Genomic DNA, 21,509 nt, shown 5'->3' with positions numbered 1-21,509 from the left:
CAATACGTATTTATGAGTATAACGAGCTTTACCCTGAGGTATTGTGAGTTAGTCCTAATTTGATACTTATCTTGGCTTAATACGACAATGCTATCAACCGCCCTTTACATCTAAACTAGATAACATACCGTAATATTACAGAGGAAGATGAGATTATGAAACGTTGGAATGGTTGGGGCGATGAAGCCAATAAATTAGATTTACCGAGTACTGCTGATGATTTTTTACTTTCAAAAGTCGGGGCAACAACACAACTCGTCGATGCGCAAATTGAAGATGTAATAAAACAAGTACCAGCCTCCCGGTTGCCCCATCACCCGTTATTTAATCTCGATCCTGAAGTACGTATTCGTCACGCTCGAGGGCAGAGTTTACCGGACTGGTTAGCCATGCGCAGTGGTGATTTTGAATATTTCCCGGATGGCGTCGCCTTTCCAGAAAATAGTGATGATTTAGTCGAGCTTCTCCACGTTTGTCAACAACACAATATTCTCGTCATCCCCTATGGTGGTGGCACCAGTGTCGCTGGTCACATCAATCCATTTGCATCAGAACACGCTATTTTAACCGTCGATATGGGGCGTATGAACCGACTCATCGCACTCGATACCGAAAGCCAGCTCGCCACATTTGGTGCAGGTACACCGGGACCACAAGTCGAAGCACAGCTACGTGCGCAAGGTTATACCTTAGGGCACTTCCCACAATCTTTCGAACTTTCGACCATTGGCGGCTGGGTAGTCACGCGATCGAGTGGTCAACAGTCTTTACGTTATGGCCGCATTGAGGAGCTGTTTGCCGGTGGTGAAGTCATCACACCAGTTGGTCGATTAAATATTCCAACTTTCCCCGCTTCGGCAGCAGGCCCTGATATTAAAGCGTTGTTGATGGGGTCAGAAGGCCGTATTGGTATCTTATCCGAAGTCAAAGTCCGGGTGCGTAAACTCGCAGCACAAGAGAACTTTTATGTGACCTTCTTCCCAAGCTGGCAGCAAGCCAAAGAAGCAGCCAAAACACTTGTCCAGTCCGATATACAATTGTCTATGCTGCGTCTAAGCAATGCTATCGAGACCGAAACCCAACTTGCCTTAGCCGGACATGAAAAACAAATCGCCTTACTCGAAAAAGCCCTCGTTGTATTTGGGGCAAAAGAAGGTAAATGCATGATGACATTTGGCTTAACAGGGACCAAGTTCCAATGTCGCAGCGCATTAAAACAACTAAAAAAGATCACCAAAGCGTACCAAGGCTTATACACAGGGTCGTTCATGGGTAATAAATGGGCTGAAAAACGATTTACCATGCCCTACTTCCGCGAAGCGTTATGGCAAAAAGGCTATGTCGTAGATACCCTAGAAACAGCAACGGACTGGCATAACGTCGATAATCTATTAACCAAAATAGAAACCAATCTACGCACAGTATTAAATCAAGATCCAACCGCTGGCTCACCGCAAATGCACGTGTTTACTCATTTATCTCACTTTTACCAACAAGGCTCTAGCATTTACACCACCTATATTTTCAAAGCAGGTGACAACTACCAGCAAACCCTAGCCCAATGGGCAAAGTTAAAACACACAACCTCAGAGATTATCGTTAACAACCAAGGCACCATTAGCCATCAGCATGGCGTCGGTAAAGATCACCAACCTTACTTAACTACAGAGAAAGGAGAATTGACGATCAAAGCCATTCAGTCTTTGTGCGACACATTTGATCCACAGCAGATAATGAATCCACATTGCCTCATTGCATCAGAACCAGCATCAACACTGAATCTACAATCAAGCGGTGATAGCACGCAACATCAAGAACAGGTCAGCTAGGAGGTAATATGAGCCATATATTAACCAGCTTGAGTCGTAAGCAGCATCTCTCTCAGATCCAACAAAGTGCTGATAATACCGTTTGGGATATGATCGTTGTTGGTGGGGGCATCACGGGGGCTGGCATATTGTTAAGCGCCAGCCAGGCAGGCTTGAAAGTATTATTAGTTGAGCAACAAGATTTTGCTTGGGGGGCATCCAGCAAGTCTTCGAAAATGGTACACGGCGGTCTGCGTTATCTTGGTAGTGGTCAATATAATATGACCAAAGATGCCGTGACTGAACGTGAAAAATTGCTTAACGAGTTACCCGGTTTAGTGAACCCATTGCAATTTTTGATGGGTCATTATAAATCTCAATTTCCTGGCCCCTTTGTGTTTAATAGCTTGCTGACCATCTATGATTGGATTGGTGGGAAACGTAATCACAGTTATATTAATCACGGTATTGGTGATTTTCATGTGCCGGGGATTGAGCAGAAAAAATTACAGGGTGCGACACAGTTTGCCGATGCGGTCACTGACGATGCTCGTTTGGTCATGCGGGTATTACAAGAAGCGCAAGAACTTGGTGGCCGTGCCATCAATTATCTCAGCGCAGAGCATCTCATTAAAACCGCCGATAAAGTCACCGGCATTAAAGTGTCTGATCAGGTATCTGGACAAGTATTTAGCTTAAAAGCCAACGTTGTGGTCAATGCGACGGGCCCTTGGACAGACAAATTACGCCAGCAACTGCAAGCCAAAAAAGCCATTAGGCCATTGCGAGGTAGTCATTTAATTATCCCAAGCTGGCGATTACCACTCGCCTATTCGGTTAGCTACTTCCACCCCGAAGACAAGCGTCCTATCTTTGCTTTCCCTTGGGAGAATAGCACTGTGATTGGGACCACGGATCTTGATCATGACACCGATTTAGATCAACAACCTTGCATTAGCCAAAGTGAGGTTGATTATTTGCTTACCGGGATCAACAAGCAGTTTCCGCAAGCTAATATTAGCGAAGACGATGTGATATCTACCTACGCCGGGATCCGCCCAGTAGTCAGTAATAGTACAAATAGCAGTGCCGATACCAGAGGTAAGGTAAAAGATACCAAACCGTCAGATGAAAAACGTGAACATACGATCTGGAATGAACAAGGCTTGATCAGTGTCGCAGGTGGTAAGCTCACCACCTTCAGGTTGATCGCTCTCGATGTATTAAAGGTCGCACAGCATTACTTGCCAGATATAAATATCATCGAGTTACAAGCAGCTAAACTATTTAAACCTATCACAGCTAAGCCAGTCGATAGTATCTTGAACCCGCAGCAAATACAGCGTTTAAAAAGTCACTATGGTAAGCATTATAGCCATCTGATCAATAACGCCAGTCACGGTGAGCTCAAGTTGGTTGGTAGCACAAATACATTTTTTGCTGAACTAAAGTGGATATTACAGCACGAAATGGTGATTCATCTCGATGACCTATTGCTACGTCGTTGTCGCATCGGGTTATTACTGCCAAAAGGTGGAGAGCAGTTATTCGTGCAATTACAACCTCTTTGCAAAGCAGCGTTGCACTGGAATGAAGCACAATGGCAACACGAAGTCGGTCGCTATCAAGCCATCATTCAACGTTACTATAGTTTGCCAAAACATAGCCATTGTTTACCAAAACATAATGATAGCTCACCTTACGTAGCGGCAAGCTAGCTCAGTCGGAGATAATTTACATGGATAGTCTTACTCCAACATCATCACCATTAGCATTAGCATCGGAGCAGCAACGCTATTTGTTGAGTATTGATAATGGAACCCAAAGTGTTCGCGCACTACTTTTTGATAACCAAGGCAATTTGATCGCCAAAGGACAACAAGTGATCACTCCTTATTTTTCAGCGCAACCTGGTTGGGCAGAACAGGATCCTGATTACTACTGGCTAGCCGTCAAGCAGGCCTGTGACTTACTTTGGCAAGATCTTAAAAAATACCCGGCGATCGATAAACAGCATATTGTTGGTATGTCGATCACGACCCAACGTGGTACCGTGATCAATCTTGATGCTGAAGGCAAAGCATTACGGCCGGCAATCATCTGGTTAGATCAACGTCATGCGCAACAAGAAAGCATTCAATGGCCTTGGAACTGGTTATTTAAAATTGCCTGTGTCGAAGATATTATCCAGCGTTTTCAAGAAAAGTCACAAGCGATTTGGATCCGTCAAAATCAACCCGAGATATGGCGTGATACATCCAAATACCTACTGTTATCAGGATTTTTAAATTATAAGTTCACCGATAACCTGGTTGATTCTATTGGTAGCCAAGTTGGTTATATCCCGTTTGATTATAAAAAGCTGGCTTGGTTAAAAAAATCGGATTGGCGTTGGGATATGTTAGCGATAGACCCGAAAATGTTACCTAAGCTGGTCGAACCTGGAGAGCTTGTCGGTCATGTTACCGACGATGCCGCGGCCTATACGGGTATTCCAGCTGGATTACCCGTGATAGCCTCGGCATCAGACAAAGCTTGCGAAATTATCGGCTCTGGTGGTAACCGCCCTAACATCGCGTGTTTAAGTTATGGCACTACCGCAACGATTAACATCACCACAGACAAATATGTGGAAGCCACGCCACATTTACCGCCATTTCCTTCCGCGATACCGCGTCACTATTCTTCGGAGGTCATGATTTATCGTGGTTTTTGGCTAATCAGTTGGTTTAAAAAAGAGTTTGGTTTACGGGAACAGCATCTCGCTGATGCTGAAGGTATCGCACCAGAAGTATTATTCGATCGCTTAGTCGCAGAAATTCCAGCCGGTTCTATGGGACTGATGTTACAACCCTATTGGACACCTGGCGCACGCGATCCCGGACCTGAAGCCAAAGGCGGTATTATTGGTTTTGGTGATGTACATACCCGTACCCATATCTATCGTGCGATATTAGAAGGACTTGCCTATTCATTACGAGAAGGTAAAGAACGTATCAGCAAACGTAACAAGGTCAAAATAACCACATTGCGGGTATCAGGAGGCGGTTCTCAAAGTGATGTGGCGATGCAGTTAACGGCCAATATTTTTAATATGCCAGCAGAGCGCCCACATACATTCGAAACATCGGGATTAGGGGCTGCGATTGTTACTGCAGTTGGGCTCGGTGTTTATGCCGACTTTGATCAGGCAATTTCAGGAATGACACGAGTAAATAAAGTCTTTCAGCCGCAGCCAGAGATCGTGGCGACTTATGATGCACTTTATAACCAAGTCTATTTGAAAATGTATACACAATTACAGCCGTTATACCAATCGATTCGTACCATCACTGGCTACCCGAAATAGTGATGTCCTCAGATTACAGGCATAAAAAAAGCCATGGTATACACCATGGCTTTATACTGAGATTAATCTAAAGTTAAACTTTAAATTAAGCTTCAGCTACAACTTCTAAGTTCACTGTAGCGAATACTTCGCTGTGTACTTGGATGCTGATTTCGAACGCACCAAGAGTACGTAAAGCGCCTTCAGGAAGACGAACTTCACTTTTAGCAACTTCAACACCAGCAGCAACGATCGCATCAGCGATGTCACGAGTACCGATAGAACCGAAAATCTTACCTTCGTCACCAGCTTTAGTTGCAATTACAACAGCTTCTAGAGCGTTGATTGTTGCAGCTTTAGCTTCAGCAGTTGCTTTAACAGCAGCTACGTTAGCTTCTAGTTCAGCACGACGTGCTTCGAAAGATTCAACGTTTGCTTTAGTTGCTAGAACCGCTTTACCTTTCGGTAAAAGGAAGTTACGAGCATAACCAGCTTTAACGTTAACAGTCTCGCCTAATTTACCTAATTTAGCGATCTTGTCTAATAAAATTACTTTCATTACCTTTCCTCAAAAATATAGAGTTAGTCTTGACGACCAAACAATAGCTTACTTATGTAAGTCAGTGTATGGAAGTAGAGACAAGTAACGTGCGCGTTTAATCGCACGACCAAGTTGACGTTGGTACTTAGCACGTGTGCCAGTAATACGACTTGGTACAATTTTACCGCTTTCAGTTACGTAGTTTTTTAACGTAGCGATATCTTTATAATCAATCTCCGTAACACCTTCAGAAGTGAAACGACAGAATTTACGACGACGGAAAAAACGTGCCATAATTAAAATCTCCTAAAATCTTCTCAAATAATTGGATAACTAAATGCTATCCAACAAACAAATACCTATAGCTAAAACGCTATTATTTAGCAGCTGGTGCTTCAGTAGCAGCAGGCGCTTCACGGCGTTCTTCTTTAGCTTTAGCCATTGGAGAAGCTTCAGTAACTACACCTTTAGTACGTAGGATCATGTTGCGGATCACTGCGTCGTTAAAGCGGAAGTTATTTTCTAGCTCATCAATAACATCTTGGCCAGCTTCAATGTTCATAAGAACATAGTGAGCTTTATGAAGTTTGTTGATTGGGTATGCTAATTGGCGACGACCCCAGTCTTCTAGACGGTGGATAGTACCATTTGCTTCAGTGATTACAGCGCTGTAACGCTCGATCATGCCTGAAACTTGTTCACTTTGATCTGGGTGAACCATAAATACGATTTCGTAATGACGCATCGTAAGCTCCTCACGGGTTTAATCAGCCTCGGCTCTGGCTTAGTCGGTCCATCGAGGCAAGGAACGTATAAAAAATTGACTAATTTTGAGACCGCGAATTATATAGCGTCACTCCCCATAATACAACTCGACAATGAAGATAATCGAAAATAGTTACATTAATACTTAAAGTAACTTGGGTATCGTGCATGCTATTAGTCTTGTTTGTTATGATCTTTTAAAATGCTCAGAATTCGCTTGCCAGCGCATACCAACGTGGGGAATTCCATCTTCCAAATATTCTGCCGTCACAGTAGCAAACTCATAACCTTGATAATAATGCTGTAAATGAGCCTGTGCAGAAAGGTATACATCTTGATCAGGCCATGTTGATTTGGCCACACTCATTCCGCGTTCAAGCAACTGATGACCAAGACCCTGTCCACGGGCTGACGCAGCAGTCACAACACGACCAATCGCCACATCTGGGTAACTAACTCCCGCCGCTAAAATACGCAGATAAGCAAGTAACTCACCTTTCATACTATAATGCAGAATATGACGCGTATCAGGATGCATATCTAAACCATCAATATCTTGATAAGCGCAATCTTGCTCGACAACAAAGATAGCTGCGCGTAATTGCAATACATCATAGAGTTGCAAACTGGACAACTCACTAAACCGATAACACATCCAAGTCATAATCAATCCCATATACTAAAATTAAAATCACCTAACATAATAACAATATTATTTACGCTGTGAATTAAAATTTGAATTTGTAAATAAGTGCGAGTAAATCTTGATTATTACGCTAAGGATTGATTATCATCTATGTCTGAATTCCAGTTAACTAACTAATTTATAGAAGTCATATGCAACCTGAACCTTCGTCATCACGTCAATATGTTGAACTTGCTACGTTAGCTCAACGCTTTCAAGCAGCAATATTAGATAAAGTCATTTTTCCGACTGTAATGTTAGTCCCGTTTATTCTCGGTTTTGATTTACTTAATTTAAGTGCCGGTATCGATGAAAACTTTACGATTTCCTTTGCCACTCAAGTCAAAGTATCTTTACTTGAGATTGTGTTATTCATGGCGTTAAACAGTTACCTACTTAAAGAATATGGTCAAACCCTAGGTAAACGCATTGTTGGTATTGCGGTAGTGGGTGAAAATGGCCAACGCCTCAGCTTACAAGACATCATCCTCAAGCGTTACCTGCCATTTTGGATTGTCGCTTACCTACCATTTTTTGGCTTTGTAATTACGATCAGTAATTTCTTGGCTATTTTTAGAGGTGATCAACGTCGCTGCCTACATGATGAGTTAGCAAAAACATTAGTAGTGAAGATGCCAAGAGGCCGTAAAATTGCGAGTAGCGAAGCGCATATCGATAGTGACGGTAAAAGTGAAGCCTCAGACGTAATGGATGCTTAATCGTGAGCGAATTAAGCTAAGTAGTGCCATCACGCTGTAAACTATAGTCAGTAAAAACTTTAGTTCATAAACAAGAGTTAATAAAAAAGCGTCCATTGATTGGACGCTTTTTTTATATCAACTCATTGTTTTAAAACCGATTGGTTAAACCGATTTACTAAGCCTATTTACTAGACCTATTTACCAAACAAGCGCGTAGGATTATTTAGCCTGACGTTGACGTACAACTTCAAACAAACAGATACCAGTAGCTACTGATACGTTCAAGCTTGAAACACTACCCGCCATTGGGATGCTAATTAGTTCATCACAATGTTCACGCGTTAGACGACGCAGACCTTTCTCTTCCGCACCCATCGCAATAGCTAATGGACCCGTTAGTTTAGGCTGGTATAAATCTTGTGTTGCTTCGCCCGCAGTACCCACAATCCAGATACGGCGTTCTTGTAACTCACGCATAGTACGTGCAAGATTTGTCACCGCAATCAGTGGCACTGTTTCTGCTGCGCCACAGGCTACTTTACGAACCACTGATGTCAGTTGTACTGACTTATCTTTAGGCACGATAACAGCATGGACACCTGCCGCATCAGCACTACGTAAACAAGCACCTAGATTATGCGGGTCAGTAACGCCATCAAGAATCAATAATAATGGCTGTTCTTCTTTTTCTTCAATACGATTAAGTAACGTATCGAGATCAGATTCATTTAGTTTTTTACCTTCTTTAACGCGCGCTAATACACCGTTATGACGGCCGCCGTCACACTTCTTATCAAGTGTGTTACGGTTAACCAATTGCACTGCAATACCAATATCATTTAATTCTGCTATTAATGGTGTTAGACGATCATCTTCACGTCCTTTTAATGCATATACTTCAATGAAGCGCTCTGGTTCATGCTCCAATAATGATTTAACTGCATGAATACCGAAAATTAGTTCACTGCTCATTGTATCTCTCTACCTTGTTACTATTATTACCATTGCTATTTATTGGCTTTTTTCTTTGAACGTTCAGCTCTGCCCGGGCGTGATTTAGCCTTGGCTTTTACTTTCTTCTTTGCTGGTTTAGTCTTGCCTTTCGGTTTAACTGCATCAACTGGTGATGTGCCTTTTTCAACAGCATCGCCTGTTTGAGGCTGTAGCTTAGCAGCAACGCGTGCTTTATCAGCCGCACTTACCACTACATCACTATTAGTTTTTAACTTTAATTTAGTCTTTTTGTTCGGCTTCGCTTTTGCGCCTTCAGGTTTACGTTTACCAGAAAATTCTGCTGGTTTACGTTTACTGCGACGGCTGTGTGTTACTGCACCCGCTAGCTCAAGATCAATCTTCTTATCGTTCATGTTGATCGCTAAGACTTTCACCTCAACTTGATCACCAATACGATATTCAACACCGCTTGATTCTCCACGTAGCGTTTGACGACTACCATCGAAATTATAGTAATCACCACGTAAACTAGACACGTGCACTAAGCCATCGATGTTAAGGTTTTTGATTCGAACAAAGAAACCAAAACCTGTTACAGCTGCAATCACACCTTCGAATGTATCACCAAGATGATCTTGCATGTATTCACACTTCAAGAAATCTGATACATCACGCGTTGCATCATCGGCACGACGCTCTGTTAATGAGCAATGCTCTCCGAGTGTCTCAACATCCGACACTTGGTAGCAATAACCACCAGTGCTAGTCCAGCGCTTCGTTAAGGGTTTACCTTCTTTAACTGCCGCTTGGTTAGCAATTTCAAACTTGATCGCACGGTGTAATACTAAATCAGGATAACGACGAATTGGTGACGTAAAGTGACCATACGCAGTTAATGCTAAACCAAAGTGACCATTATTTTCTGCTTGATATACTGCCTGTTTCATTGAGCGTAGCAGCATTGTTTGGATAAGTTCTTTATCAGGACGATCTTGAATTCGACTAATCAAATCAGCGTAATCTAGCGGTGTTGGTTTCAAACCACCCTTTAACTCTAGACCCGTCTCACTTAAGAAGCTTCTGAAGTTAACCAGTTTTTCTTCACCCGGAGTATCGTGCACACGTAATAATGCCGCAGCTTTATGCTTGCTAACAAAACGTGCCGATGCAACGTTCGCTAAAATCATGCATTCTTCAATTAACTTATGCGCATCGTTACGTACAACCGGTACGATCTTGTCAATTTTACGATGTTCATTAAATACGAAACGTGTTTCTAACGTTTCAAATTCAATGGCTCCACGTTCAGAACGTGCTTTTTTCAACACGTTATACATGTTATGTAATTCGTGAAGGTGTGGCACTACCGCTTGGTATTCATCACGCAGTTCTGTATCACCATCAAGAATATTAGCTACTTTGGTATAGGTTAAGCGAGCATGTGAATTCATCACAGCTTCATAAAATTTATAACCCGACAAACGACCGGCATCAGAAATGGTCATTTCACAAACCATACATAAACGATCAACATGTGGATTCAGCGAGCATAAACCATTCGATAATACTTCTGGCAGCATAGGGACAACTTGCTCAGGGAAGTAAACCGAGTTACCACGGCCTTGTGCTTCTAAGTCTAAATCTGAATTAGTTTGCACATATGAACTTACGTCAGCAATTGCTACCCATAAACGCCAGCCACCGCTTTTTTTACGTTCACAGAATACAGCATCATCGAAATCTCGCGCATCTTCGCCATCAATAGTTAACAACGGTAGATCACGTAAATCAACACGATTTAGTTTTGCATCTTCAGGGACTTCTGGTGACAGTTTTGCCATATCATCAAGAATATGTTCTGGCCATACATGCGGAATATCATGCGTACGGATCGCCACTTGAATCTCCATACCTGGTGCCATATTTTCACCCAGTATTTCGATCACTTTACCTAACGCAGGTAAGTTATAAGTTGGACGTTTTACAATTTCTGTCACAACCATTTGACCAGCACGAGCACCAAGACGTTCTTCATCACTAATACGTACTTCTTGTTTAATACGACTGTCATCTGGACGTACAAAGGCAATACCTTTTTCCAGATAAACACGACCAACAAGTTGCAGTGGCTCAGCATCTAATAAACGTACGAAACGTGCTTCTTTACGGCCTTTAAACTCTTCTTTTACAGGTTGTGCAAGAATACGATCGCCATGGAATAACGTCGACATTTGACGGATAGAGATAAATAAATCTTTACCACCATCATCAGGACGGAAAAAGCCAAAACCATCGCGGTGGCCCAATACCTGACCTTCCAGCAAATCTAAGCGTTCAGGTAATGCATAAGTTCTGTTTCGACAAAAAACCAGCTGTCCATCGCGCTCCATCGCACGTAAGCGACGACGTAAAGCTTCTTCGTGCTCTTCACCTTGTAATTTTAATCCAGCAAATACTTGCTCACGATTAATCGGCTTATCTAAGCTACGAAGATAATCAAGAATGAATTCTCGACTAGGAATAGGATTATTATATTTTTCCTGCTCACGCGAGTGGAAAGGGTCTTTACTCATAGAAAGTCCAAATTGGAAGGAATAAACGGTCAGATTATATACCCAAACTACCCTAGGATACAGTTTTGTACCATAAGTAAGTCGGTATACAAGAAGGATAGTGCCAAATGAGCACAGGATCGAATCGGATCTAACTCTAATTGACTATTCAGTTAGCTTTAATGAGGTACTTAACTCGTCATACTTACTGATATTTAGCGGCATGTTTTGCTGCTGTAACCACACGTTCAGGCATTAAGTTTTCTAATTGCGCTAATAATAGGGTTAATTTTTTGTGCATCTTAACATCAGCCGTCACAGTATTATACAAATAACTGTATGCCATTTGATAATCATAAGGACTGCCGTAGCCTTGAATTAATAGCTCCGCCCATTGTATTTTCGCCGGTAAAAAACCTAATTTAGCTGATTGTTCAAATAGCGGTACAGCACGCTCGATATCTTGCTGCACAAATTTCCCTTGAACATAGTAACGCCCCAGTTGTTCCAATGCCCGAGGTTGGCCCTGTCTTGCTGCTGCACGCATATAATGAATACCAAGTTCGGCATTTTTATCAACACACACTCCCCAGGCTAACATATCACCCCATAGAAATTGATAAGTCGGTAGCCTCACTAATTCAGCACGCGCTTTAATATCATCAACAAGTTGGCACTCATCTGCACGCACCCGCTTAAGGTGGGTATTTTCCGCAATTAATTGATTAAGTTCATCATCACTATATAGCTCAATCGCGCTGGGGAATTCAGTGAATGTGGGAGCTGCTTTAGCTGCTTTTTCCGCCTCGACTGCACGTTCGCCACGGTCTGTAATACGTTGCTCTTTTTCACCAACAGGTTTGCTGAATGCGACGGTCTTGGCACTCGTTTCTGCAAATACTGGCATTGCAGCAGCCAAAAACACACTCGTCGCCATGACTAATAATACCGTTTTCACATAATGACAAATTGTCGTTAACCTAGCTGTCGGTGTTATAAGCATATCAATCAACCTAAAAGATAATTTCCAGCGAAAAAACTACTGTGGTAATAGTTATATCGACCGACGTGTCGTTTTCTTAAATAAAAAAGCCCAAGTTAAAAATAACTTGGGCTTCAATTCTCATCATCTTTGACCTAACAGGCTAGATGTAATGATTAACCAGCAACGAATTCTTCACCTAATGTGATGTTCGCTTTTAGTTCTTCTAGCATTGCATCGCGTGCGTTCGTTTCAAATTCGCTTAAGTCACCGTATGCTAATACTTCTTCAACGCCGTTCTTGCCTAGTAGTACAGGTTGTGCGAAGAATGTTGCGTGCTCAGAACCACCGTCAACATAAGTACATTCAACGATACCTTTTTCGCCTTGTAATGCGCGAACAAGAGAAAGACCGAAACGTGCAGCTGCTTGACCCATAGAAAGTGTCGCAGAACCGCCACCCGCTTTAGCTTCAACAACTTCAGTACCAGCGTTTTGAATACGTGGTGTTAGCGTCGCAATTTCTTCAGCTGTAAATTCAACGCCTTTAACTTGAGAAAGTAGCGGAAGAATAGTAACACCTGAGTGACCACCGATAACCGGTACTTCAACGTCAGCAAGTGAAATGCCTTTAAGCTCACTTACGAAAGTTTCAGAACGGATAACATCCAGCGTCGTAATACCGAATAGTTTACGCTTGTCGTAAACACCCGCTTGCTTAAGTACTTCAGCAGCGATTGGCACAGTTGTGTTAACTGGGTTAGTAATAATACCGATACATGCGTTTGGACATACTTCAGCACATTTAGCGGCTAAATTTTTGATAATGCCAGCATTGATATTGAATAGATCTGAACGGTCCATGCCTGGCTTACGAGCAACACCCGCAGAGATAAGTACCACGTCAGCACCAACAAGTGCATCTGTAGGATCTGTACCAGCAAAACCAGCAATAGTAACGTCTGTAGGGATATGGCTTAAATCAACAGCAACACCTGGAGTTACTGGTGCGATATCATAGAGTGATAGATCTGAACCAGCAGGTAGTTGAGTTTTCAAAAGTAGGGCTAAAGCTTGACCGATACCACCAGCAGCACCTAATACAGCGACTTTCATAGACGTCTCCATTATCTTAATTGTTTATGTAGAATACAATATTCACAAATTCCTTTAATCACAGCTACCTTACTGCAACATTGACTAAAAAACAATTAACAACACGAATATGCACGGTAAATAAATGAATTACGTATGGGTTTTAAGAGTTTCGCTTTCTATCATTAGCGATTCACTTTCAGGTGAAATAATACAATTTACTCACTGATATCGCTATCAATAACGATATCAGTGAGTAAGAAATTCAGAAATTAAGATTGGAACGCGAGGGCTTTTTTCTCTAACTGTTTAAAGATCAATACCAAGATACCATTCATGCCTAAGTAGATAATACCCGCAGCAGAAAAGGCCATTAATGCATCATAGGTTTGACCATTGATTTGATTGGCATAACCCATCACATCCATAATCGTAATCGAACTTGCTAATGATGTACCTTTGAGTACCAAAATCACTTCATTAGAATAAGACGGTAATACCCGGCGTATCGCATGTGGCACGATAACCGCCAGTGTCTGCCTGCGGTTCATGCCGAGGGCTTTACATGCATCCCATTCACCACGTGGTACCGATTCAATAGCACCTTTAAAGAGTAACGATGAATAGGCAGCCGTATTAAACGATAACGCAATAATGGCGCAGATTTTAGCCTGACGCAGGTAATCCCATAAGAAGCTGTCTTTGATCCACTCAAACTGTGATGGACCACTGTATACCAAAAATATTTGAATCAATAACGGGGTGCCGGTAAAGACCAAAATAATAGACCGTGATAATAAGTTTAATCCTGGGATCTTATTGATCATCGCCAGCGTTAACAACGCCGCTATCATAGACCCAAACAATAAGCTGTAAAAGGTAATTTCAAGGGTAGTACTCAAACCGTCAAATAATAACCAGAAGTGATCTAACGTCATTTTGCTACTCCAGCATCAAAACGGTTAATGTAACTATCAAGGTGCTTTAACAACCATTGACTAATCAAAGTGATAATCAGGTAAATCGCTGCTGCGGCCACCAAAAAGGTAAAAGGCTTATAAGTACTACCTGATAATAAATCAGCTTGTTTCATTAAGTCCGTCACACCAATCAAAGAGACTAACGCGGTATCTTTTAGCAGTACCATCCACTGATTGCCTAAACCCGGCAATGCTAAACGCCATGCTTGCGGTAAGGTAATACGCAGAAAACAACGCACAGGTCCCATACCAAGCGCTTGTGCAGCTTGTTGTTGACCTTTCGGTACCGATTGAATAGCCGCACGTAATGTTTGCGATGCATAAGACGCAAAAATTAGCGACAGTGCCACCACACCACTCCAGAACGGACTGATGTCATAAAACTCATCGGTTAATAGAAATAGGATATGCGTGCCACCGAAGAAAATGAAAAATACGATCAATATCTCAGGTAAACCACGTAATACAGTAACAAATAAGCTAATCGGCTTGGCAATAAGTGGGTTCTTTTGCATTTCTGCAACACAGAATAAAATAGCGAGAACCAAGCCAACCAACAATGATGTTAGCGCGAGGCCAAGGGTGATTTTTGTTGCATCCAATAATAATTGAAGCTGCAAAAGATCCATAAAAACTCCGGACGTAAAAACAAAAAATGCCCCTAAAAGGCACTTTAAAATAAATTATCTCGTTATCACAATAACGGGGCTATTATGCCCTAATATTGCAATGTAACTCAGGTCGAGATTAAACACTGTTATCTATTATTTAGCAAAGTATTTTGCGTAAATCTTATCGTAGATGCCGTTCGCTTTAATCGTTTGTAAACCTTTGTTCAATTTAGCTAATAATTCAGTATTACCTTTACGTACTGCGATAGCAAAACCAGCACCAAAGTATTTCGCATCAGTCACGGCTTTACCGACTGTTTCGTAGTTACCACCGCTGTGCTTCGTTAACCAATCGTGCGCCACTGCAGAGTCTGCAAATACACCATTGACACGACCATTTTTAAGGTCTAAAAATGCTTTTTGGTATGATGGGAAGTTAAGTAGCAATACCTTTTCATCTGCGTAAGTATCTATCATGTAAGCTTGGTGTGATGTACCATTTTGTACACCCACTGCTTTACCTGCTAAATCAGAAACAATATTATATTTGCCTTTTTCAGCCACTAGTACCGCTGAATTTTCATAATAGACATCAGAAAAATCAACTTGCTTTTGACGTGCAGGCGTTACGTCCATTGCTGCAATTGCCGCATCATAACGACGGAACTTTAGGCTTGGGATCAAACTATCAAATGACTGGTTAGCAAAACTACACTCCGCTTTTAATTCAGTACAAACTGCGCGGGCGATATCAATATCAAAACCTTGGAATTCGTTGTTTTCATCCATCATTTCAAACGGAGGATACGTCGCTTCAGTAACAAATTTTATTTGTTCTGCCGCTGTGACTTGTGCCGCAGCAGAAGTTAGAATTAATGCTGTGAGTAATTTTTTCATTTGGTACGACCTTATTCCTAATGTTTTAAATAATTTGTAAACTGTGGCGTTTGTGGTTGCTGAAAGTGCTCAGCCCCCCCAAATTCAACAATTTCACCGCTTTCAAGATAACAAACCTGACTAGCGACTTTACGCGCGAAGTCCACTTCGTGCGTAACAACAACCTGCGTAATACCTGTGATGGCTAATGATGTAATGATTTCAGCCACTTGATTAGTTACCTCTGGATCTAACGCCGCAGTCGGTTCATCAAATAACAATACTTCTGGTTTCATCATTAAAGCACGTGCAATCGCGACACGTTGCTGTTGACCACCTGATAAGGCCAATGGAAATACATCGGCTTTATCAGTTAGCTGTAATTGCTCAAGGATCTTCATGGCCTCTTTACGAGCGTGTTGTTTTGTTTGCTTTAAAATCTTAACGGGTGCTTCAATTAAGTTATCCATCACAGACATATGCGGCCATAGGTTGTATTGTTGAAATACCATGCCTACTTTCTGTCTCAACATCTGGCTACGTTTAGCTAATTGCTTATCATTAAGTTTACCTGAAAAATCAAATGTTTCACCAGCAATACTGATAGTGCCATTATCTGGCGTATCAAGTAAGTTAAGCACGCGCAATAGAGAACTCTTGCCAGCACCACTTGGACCAAGTAGCACTAAGGTCTCGCCTTTCGCACATTTAAGGTCGATGTTTTGTAATACATCAAGTTGACCCCAAGATTTACAGATGTTTTTTAGTTCGATGCTCATAATGATAACTGAATATAATTGCACTAGATGCGAATATAGTAACCGAATAAACTTCAATATCAACATAAATATTCACTTTAATTTGGTTTTTATGCACCGAAGCCACATTAACCAAATAAACTAGATAAAATATACCCTGCTGGTATCATATGCATAATTATTCAGTTCATCGCTAACCTGATCCATTTACTCATTGCATTAATAACTTAGTAGCAAACTTTATAAATGAACGATAAAATTAATGACGGTATCATTATATAACCACATTGATTTTAAGATTAGCAACTTGAATTATAGATGAATCAACTGACATGGTAACAAGTATGAGTGAAAAACAAGATCAGTTAGTAAAAGCATTTAAAGGATTATTAAAAGAAGAGCACCTGGGTTCACAAGGTGACATCGTTGATGCGCTTAAAGAACAAGGTTTTGACAGCGTGAACCAATCGAAAGTATCAAGAATGCTCAGTAAGTTTGGCGCAGTACGCACACGCAATGCCAAGGATGAAATGGTTTATTGCCTACCTGCGGAGTTAGGTGTCCCAACGATTAGCAGCCAGTTAAAAAGCTTAGTATTAGATATTTCCCATAATGAATGTCTTATTGTGATCCAAACAAGCCCTGGCTCGGCACAATTAATCGCTCGTTTATTAGATTCATTAGGGCGTACTGAAGGAATTTTGGGGACGATAGCAGGCGATGACACTATTTTCATTACCCCGACTAGCACCACTATTATTGCAGAAGTAGATAGTGCAGTAAAAGAGTTGTTTGAGTATCTGTAATAAGCGTATTAATGTTTGGCGCAGCGACGATTCGCACGCCAAACATTATTTTAGTTAATCACTTAATCTAGCTCAAATAATACTAAATCATGGCTTTCTACAGCCACATTAACCATATCACCAACAGTCATGGGCTGCTGCATGGATACAGATAATTCCAACTCGTTCTCAGTCAACATGCTTGTGGCTATACCAATCGTACAATGAGTCGTTATACCTAAAAATTGTTGTTGGGTGATCGTCGCAATTCCCTGCTCTGCGATAACTAATTTTAATTGTTGTGGTCTTAATGCTAACAGTTTTTGTTCACCAACCGCCGCTGTTAATTTTTGCTCACTGCTAATAACACCTAATACTGTATTTACACTGTACTCATCTACGACCACTGCATCTAAATAGTTAACCTTACCTAAGAAGTCCGCGACAAAGCGTGTCGCAGGTTGGTTATATAGCTCACTTGGTGTCCCTAGCTGCTCAATCTTGCCTTGATTAAAAACCGCTAAACGATCAGCAAAAGCAAACGCTTCTTCTTTACTGTGAGTAACAAAAATAGCGCTCATGTTGTAGGATTTAAGCAAACCTCGCATCTCTTCAATTAAATGATGACGAACCTGGCTATCAATATTAGAAAAAGGTTCGTCCAATAATAACAACTCTGGCGAACTTGCTAACGCCCGGGCAATTGCAACGCGTTGTTGCTGACCACCCGATAGCTGGTGCGGATAACGATCGGAGAATTCACTTAAGTTAACGAGATTAAGCATATAATCCAGTTTCTCTTGTTGTTTAGTTTTACTCTGTTTATGCAAACTAAACAGCACATTGTCAGTCACTGTCAAATGTGGAAATAAAGCGTAATCCTGAAAGATCATACCGACATTACGCTTTTCTGGTGCCAGATTAAATCGGCCATTATCAACGACATTACCGTTAATTTCGATGCGACCTTGCGTGGGTGGTAATAAGCCCGCGATCAATTTTAACGTCGTCGTTTTACCACAACCACTTGGGCCTAATAAACACAGAATTTCGTTTTTACCTAAACTCAGATCAAGCCCCATTAAAATATCGACGCCAGCATAACTACAATGCAGATCAGAAATACGTAAAGCAGGTGAAGAAGATAGTGTCATCAGTGCTGTTGCTCCAAAGAACGGTTCAAGAAAATAAGCGGAATTAATCCAACTAACACAATCACAATGGCCGCTAATGCAGCCTGCTCTAACATTTCATCAGAAGCAAACTGAAATACGTAAGTCGCTAGCGTTTCATAGTTAAATGGACGTAATAACAAAGCCGTTGGCAACTCTTTCATTGATTCAATGAAGACTAACAAAAATGCTGCCAATACACCTTTCCGGATCAAGGGAATATGAATTTTACGGATCATACTATGTGGGCGGTGTCCCAGCGTGCGCGTGACCATATCTAGTGACGGCGATATTTTATCAATACTGCTTTCAATAGAACCCACCGCGATCGCTGAAAAACGAATAAGATAAGCAAAGATAAGCGCAAAACTAGTGCCAGTAAAGACCAGACCCGGTGTCCAGTCCCACAACAATTCAGTCATATCATTTAATAAAAAGTCGGCCGACGTTAACGGAATAATAATACCAATAGCTAATACAGTACCGGGTAATGCATAACCCATGGTGCTGATGCGTGCAGGAATAGTCGCATATTTAGAACCGACTAAACGACGGTATAAACCCAATAATATTGAACAAAGAACCGCTAAACCAGCTACGATAACCGCAAGAATTAAGCTGTTTGCACTGTATTGAAAGAACTCCTCAGTCCAAGATTCAGCAAAGTAATGCCATGCATAATTAACTAATACCGTAAACGGTAATAAGAAACCAGCAAACACCAACAACCAGCACCAAACCATCGCCAACAACTTGGCACAGCCCGTTAACTGATAACGCACCTCTTGCTCATGCAGCATGCTTTTTTGAAATACTTGTTGTTTACGACGTGCAAAACGCTCTAAACCGACAAACAATAAGATCACCGATAACGTCATCACCGATAATTGTGCGGCAGCCGTTAAACTACCGTGACCAATCCAAGTATCATAAACCGCAGTGGTTAACGTATTTACCGCGAAATAATTCACCGTAGCAAAATCAGCAACAGTCTCCATCGCGATCAGCGATAAACCAACAGCAATTGCAGGACGCGCAAGGGGTAATGACACACGAATACAGCTCGATAGTGCTGAACTGCCGAGTACACGGCTTGCTTGGATAAGGCTAGTTGACTGCTCCAAAAATGAAGTTCGCGCTAATAAATAGAGATAAGGGTATAGTACCAGCGCTAATACAGTGGCAGCTCCGGGTATCGTTCGAATATCAAAGAACCAATAATCACTGGCACTCTGCCAGTCAAACACAGCGCGTAAGGCAATTTGTACCGGACCTGCATAATCAAACATATCAGTATAAATATAGGCCACAATATAAGCAGGCATAGCCATCGGTAACATCAATGCCCATTGTAAAATTTTACGTCCAGGAAAATTACACATGGCGATCAGCCAAGCAGCTGGTAAGGCAATAATACTACTGATTAAACAAACGAGAAAAACAAGGATGAAGGTATTTTGAACGTAGTCGAGAAGAACTGTATCTACAAGGTGTTGAAAAACATCTGCACTGGGGCCAATTGCCTGATAAAACAACGCGGCAATAGGTAGCGCTAACATAATCGCAATAAACCAACTACTAGAATGCCAAGAAAAGGCTAACTTATGATTCATGAACGGAAAAATAACTCCTGTTTAGATACGCGAAAAGGCTGGTCAGTTACTAAGTAACTATACCAACCTTTAAATCAGTCCGTTAACAGCCTATTCAGGCCGTAACATTAACTGTTAACCCCATGTAATATAGGGTCTATACGCTATTTTACAAGTCGAATTTAACTTCATCAAGTAGTCTTAGTGCAGCTTTACGATGTTTTGCAATCTCTGCTACAGGCATGTAGTCAGCATTGAACTCACCCCAAGATGAAACTAGTTCAGATGCTTTGGTGCCCGCTTTAACTGGATACTCCATGTTCACTTCAGCATACATTTGTTGTGCTTTTGCACCAGATAGGTATTCCATCAGTTTAACCGCGTTACCTTTATTCGGTGCGTATTTAGCTAATACCATACCAGAAACGTTTACGTGCGCGCCGTGGTTTTTTTGGTTAGGGAAGTTAATGTTAACAGATTCAGCCCAAGCAACTTGTTTTGGATCTTTCAACATTTTGCCTAAGTAGTAGCTATTACCAAGAGCAACGGTACAAACGCCTTCTTTAATCGCTTTAACTTGTGCACGGTCGTTACCTTGTGGTTTACGTGCAAGGTTAGCTTTAACACCTTCTAACCATACTTTTGCTTCAGCTTCACCGTGATGTGAGATCATCGATGAGATAAGTGCTACGTTGTATGGGTGTTTACCTGAACGAGTACAGATTTGACCTTTATATTTAGGGTCTGCAAGTTCTTCATAAGTGATGTTAGCAACGTCACCATAGGCTTCACGTGAAGTATAAATATTACGTACACGTGTCGTTAGTGCAAACCATTCGCCATCAGGATCACGGTATTGCGCAGGAATGTTATCTTTTAATACGTCGCTTGATACAGACTGAGTAACACCGCTCTCAACAGCTTCAACTAAACGGCTGATATCAGTTGTTAGTAATAAGTCGGCTTTTGATAAACGACCTTCACGTTTCATTCTATCTGCAAGTCCTTTCTTCGCAAATACAATGTTCACCTTCACACCAGTATCTTTAGTGTATTGTTCAAGGATCGGATTAAGCAAATTAGCTTGGCGATTTGAATAAATATTAACTTCTTCACCAGCAAAAGCAGTAGCGCTCATTAGTGACGTTGTTAATGCCAAAGCAGATAAACCAAATATTCCCTTTTTCATCCTTACCTCTAAATACGAATTGTTTACATTATGAATGGAGTCTATAAGAATATAAAAAGATTCACAAGTGTAAATGATAATAACTCTCAAAAAGAGGTAGGGGATACATGGCTGCAAGGACTGCAACCATGTTGTG

General features: G+C 41.5%; 20 protein-coding genes. 5 read left to right on the top strand and 15 right to left on the bottom strand.

The window, feature by feature from the left end:
* The first annotated feature begins 155 nt into the window (after positions 1-155).
* Genes HWV03_RS01900 through HWV03_RS01890 form a run of 3 tightly spaced genes read left to right on the top strand, consistent with a single transcriptional unit; the run spans position 156 to position 5,157 of the window.
* Complete coding sequence (locus HWV03_RS01900; RefSeq protein WP_211678241.1) at positions 156-1,829, top strand: FAD-binding oxidoreductase; 1,674 nt, start codon at positions 156-158, stop codon at positions 1,827-1,829.
* Positions 1,830-1,837: 8 nt separating this feature from the next.
* On the top strand, positions 1,838-3,526 hold the full coding sequence (locus HWV03_RS01895) for a glycerol-3-phosphate dehydrogenase/oxidase (RefSeq protein ID WP_211678240.1): 1,689 nt from the start codon (positions 1,838-1,840) through the stop codon (positions 3,524-3,526).
* 20 nt (positions 3,527-3,546) lie between these two features.
* Positions 3,547-5,157 (top strand): FGGY-family carbohydrate kinase, encoded by a 1,611-nt coding sequence (locus HWV03_RS01890; RefSeq protein ID WP_211678239.1) that lies wholly within the window; start codon positions 3,547-3,549, stop codon positions 5,155-5,157.
* Between the two features lie 85 nt (positions 5,158-5,242).
* Here HWV03_RS01890 and rplI read toward each other — a convergent pair whose 3' ends face one another.
* The 4 genes from rplI to HWV03_RS01870 form a co-directional block, all read right to left on the bottom strand.
* Positions 5,243-5,695, bottom strand: coding sequence for a 50S ribosomal protein L9 (gene rplI / locus HWV03_RS01885; protein ID WP_211673828.1), 453 nt, complete (start codon positions 5,693-5,695; stop codon positions 5,243-5,245).
* 48 nt (positions 5,696-5,743) lie between these two features.
* On the bottom strand, positions 5,744-5,971 hold the full coding sequence (gene rpsR, locus HWV03_RS01880; protein ID WP_006030173.1) for a 30S ribosomal protein S18: 228 nt from the start codon (positions 5,969-5,971) through the stop codon (positions 5,744-5,746).
* 82 nt (positions 5,972-6,053) lie between these two features.
* Positions 6,054-6,422 carry a 30S ribosomal protein S6 gene (gene rpsF / locus HWV03_RS01875; RefSeq protein WP_211678238.1) on the bottom strand — a complete coding sequence of 123 codons (369 nt, stop codon included), beginning with the start codon at positions 6,420-6,422 and terminating at the stop codon, positions 6,054-6,056.
* Positions 6,423-6,629: 207 nt separating this feature from the next.
* Positions 6,630-7,106 carry a GNAT family N-acetyltransferase gene (locus HWV03_RS01870; RefSeq protein ID WP_211678237.1) on the bottom strand — a complete coding sequence of 159 codons (477 nt, stop codon included), beginning with the start codon at positions 7,104-7,106 and terminating at the stop codon, positions 6,630-6,632.
* 173 nt (positions 7,107-7,279) lie between these two features.
* Here HWV03_RS01870 and HWV03_RS01865 point away from each other — a divergent pair, with 173 nt between their 5' ends.
* Positions 7,280-7,846 carry an RDD family protein gene (locus tag HWV03_RS01865; protein ID WP_211678236.1) on the top strand — a complete coding sequence of 189 codons (567 nt, stop codon included), beginning with the start codon at positions 7,280-7,282 and terminating at the stop codon, positions 7,844-7,846.
* A gap of 201 nt (positions 7,847-8,047) precedes the next feature.
* Here HWV03_RS01865 and rlmB read toward each other — a convergent pair whose 3' ends face one another.
* The 8 genes from rlmB to artP form a co-directional block, all read right to left on the bottom strand.
* Positions 8,048-8,800: a 23S rRNA (guanosine(2251)-2'-O)-methyltransferase RlmB gene (gene rlmB, locus HWV03_RS01860; RefSeq protein ID WP_045111999.1), complete on the bottom strand. Its 753-nt coding sequence runs from the start codon at positions 8,798-8,800 to the stop codon at positions 8,048-8,050.
* A 35-nt stretch (positions 8,801-8,835) separates the two neighbouring features.
* Complete coding sequence (gene rnr, locus HWV03_RS01855) at positions 8,836-11,355, bottom strand: ribonuclease R (RefSeq protein ID WP_211678235.1); 2,520 nt, start codon at positions 11,353-11,355, stop codon at positions 8,836-8,838.
* A gap of 184 nt (positions 11,356-11,539) precedes the next feature.
* On the bottom strand, positions 11,540-12,337 hold the full coding sequence (locus tag HWV03_RS01850) for a tetratricopeptide repeat protein (RefSeq protein ID WP_211678234.1): 798 nt from the start codon (positions 12,335-12,337) through the stop codon (positions 11,540-11,542).
* Positions 12,338-12,492: 155 nt separating this feature from the next.
* Positions 12,493-13,431: a malate dehydrogenase gene (gene mdh / locus HWV03_RS01845; protein WP_211678233.1), complete on the bottom strand. Its 939-nt coding sequence runs from the start codon at positions 13,429-13,431 to the stop codon at positions 12,493-12,495.
* A gap of 251 nt (positions 13,432-13,682) precedes the next feature.
* Positions 13,683-14,348: an arginine ABC transporter permease ArtM gene (gene artM / locus HWV03_RS01840; RefSeq protein WP_211678232.1), complete on the bottom strand. Its 666-nt coding sequence runs from the start codon at positions 14,346-14,348 to the stop codon at positions 13,683-13,685.
* The gene (gene artQ / locus HWV03_RS01835; protein ID WP_211673822.1) at positions 14,345-15,019 is read right to left on the bottom strand and encodes an arginine ABC transporter permease ArtQ; all 675 of its coding nucleotides are present in this window, start codon (positions 15,017-15,019) and stop codon (positions 14,345-14,347) included. The genes artM and artQ overlap by 4 nt, the downstream gene beginning before the upstream one ends.
* Before the next feature lie 135 nt (positions 15,020-15,154).
* Positions 15,155-15,898, bottom strand: coding sequence for a transporter substrate-binding domain-containing protein (locus HWV03_RS01830; protein WP_211678231.1), 744 nt, complete (start codon positions 15,896-15,898; stop codon positions 15,155-15,157).
* Positions 15,899-15,915: 17 nt separating this feature from the next.
* Positions 15,916-16,656 carry an arginine ABC transporter ATP-binding protein ArtP gene (gene artP, locus HWV03_RS01825; protein ID WP_211678230.1) on the bottom strand — a complete coding sequence of 247 codons (741 nt, stop codon included), beginning with the start codon at positions 16,654-16,656 and terminating at the stop codon, positions 15,916-15,918.
* 323 nt (positions 16,657-16,979) lie between these two features.
* Here artP and argR point away from each other — a divergent pair, with 323 nt between their 5' ends.
* Complete coding sequence (argR, locus tag HWV03_RS01820; RefSeq protein ID WP_211678229.1) at positions 16,980-17,441, top strand: transcriptional regulator ArgR; 462 nt, start codon at positions 16,980-16,982, stop codon at positions 17,439-17,441.
* 62 nt (positions 17,442-17,503) lie between these two features.
* Here argR and HWV03_RS01815 read toward each other — a convergent pair whose 3' ends face one another.
* The 3 genes from HWV03_RS01815 to HWV03_RS01805 all read right to left on the bottom strand — a co-directional run bounded on the left by HWV03_RS01815 (position 17,504) and on the right by HWV03_RS01805 (position 21,373).
* Positions 17,504-18,574: an ABC transporter ATP-binding protein gene (locus tag HWV03_RS01815; RefSeq protein ID WP_211678228.1), complete on the bottom strand. Its 1,071-nt coding sequence runs from the start codon at positions 18,572-18,574 to the stop codon at positions 17,504-17,506.
* A complete protein-coding gene (locus HWV03_RS01810) occupies positions 18,574-20,205 on the bottom strand; it encodes an ABC transporter permease (protein ID WP_211678227.1) in 1,632 nt (543 codons plus the stop codon). The genes HWV03_RS01815 and HWV03_RS01810 overlap by 1 nt, the downstream gene beginning before the upstream one ends.
* Before the next feature lie 148 nt (positions 20,206-20,353).
* Positions 20,354-21,373 carry a Fe(3+) ABC transporter substrate-binding protein gene (locus tag HWV03_RS01805; RefSeq protein ID WP_211678226.1) on the bottom strand — a complete coding sequence of 340 codons (1,020 nt, stop codon included), beginning with the start codon at positions 21,371-21,373 and terminating at the stop codon, positions 20,354-20,356.
* Positions 21,374-21,509 lie beyond the last annotated feature (136 nt).

The sequence above is a fragment of the Moritella sp. 36 genome, from assembly GCF_018219415.1.
GTDB lineage: Bacteria > Pseudomonadota > Gammaproteobacteria > Enterobacterales > Moritellaceae > Moritella.
The sequence above is the reverse complement of the archived record's forward strand: the minus strand, read 5'-3'. Positions and strand labels throughout refer to the sequence as shown.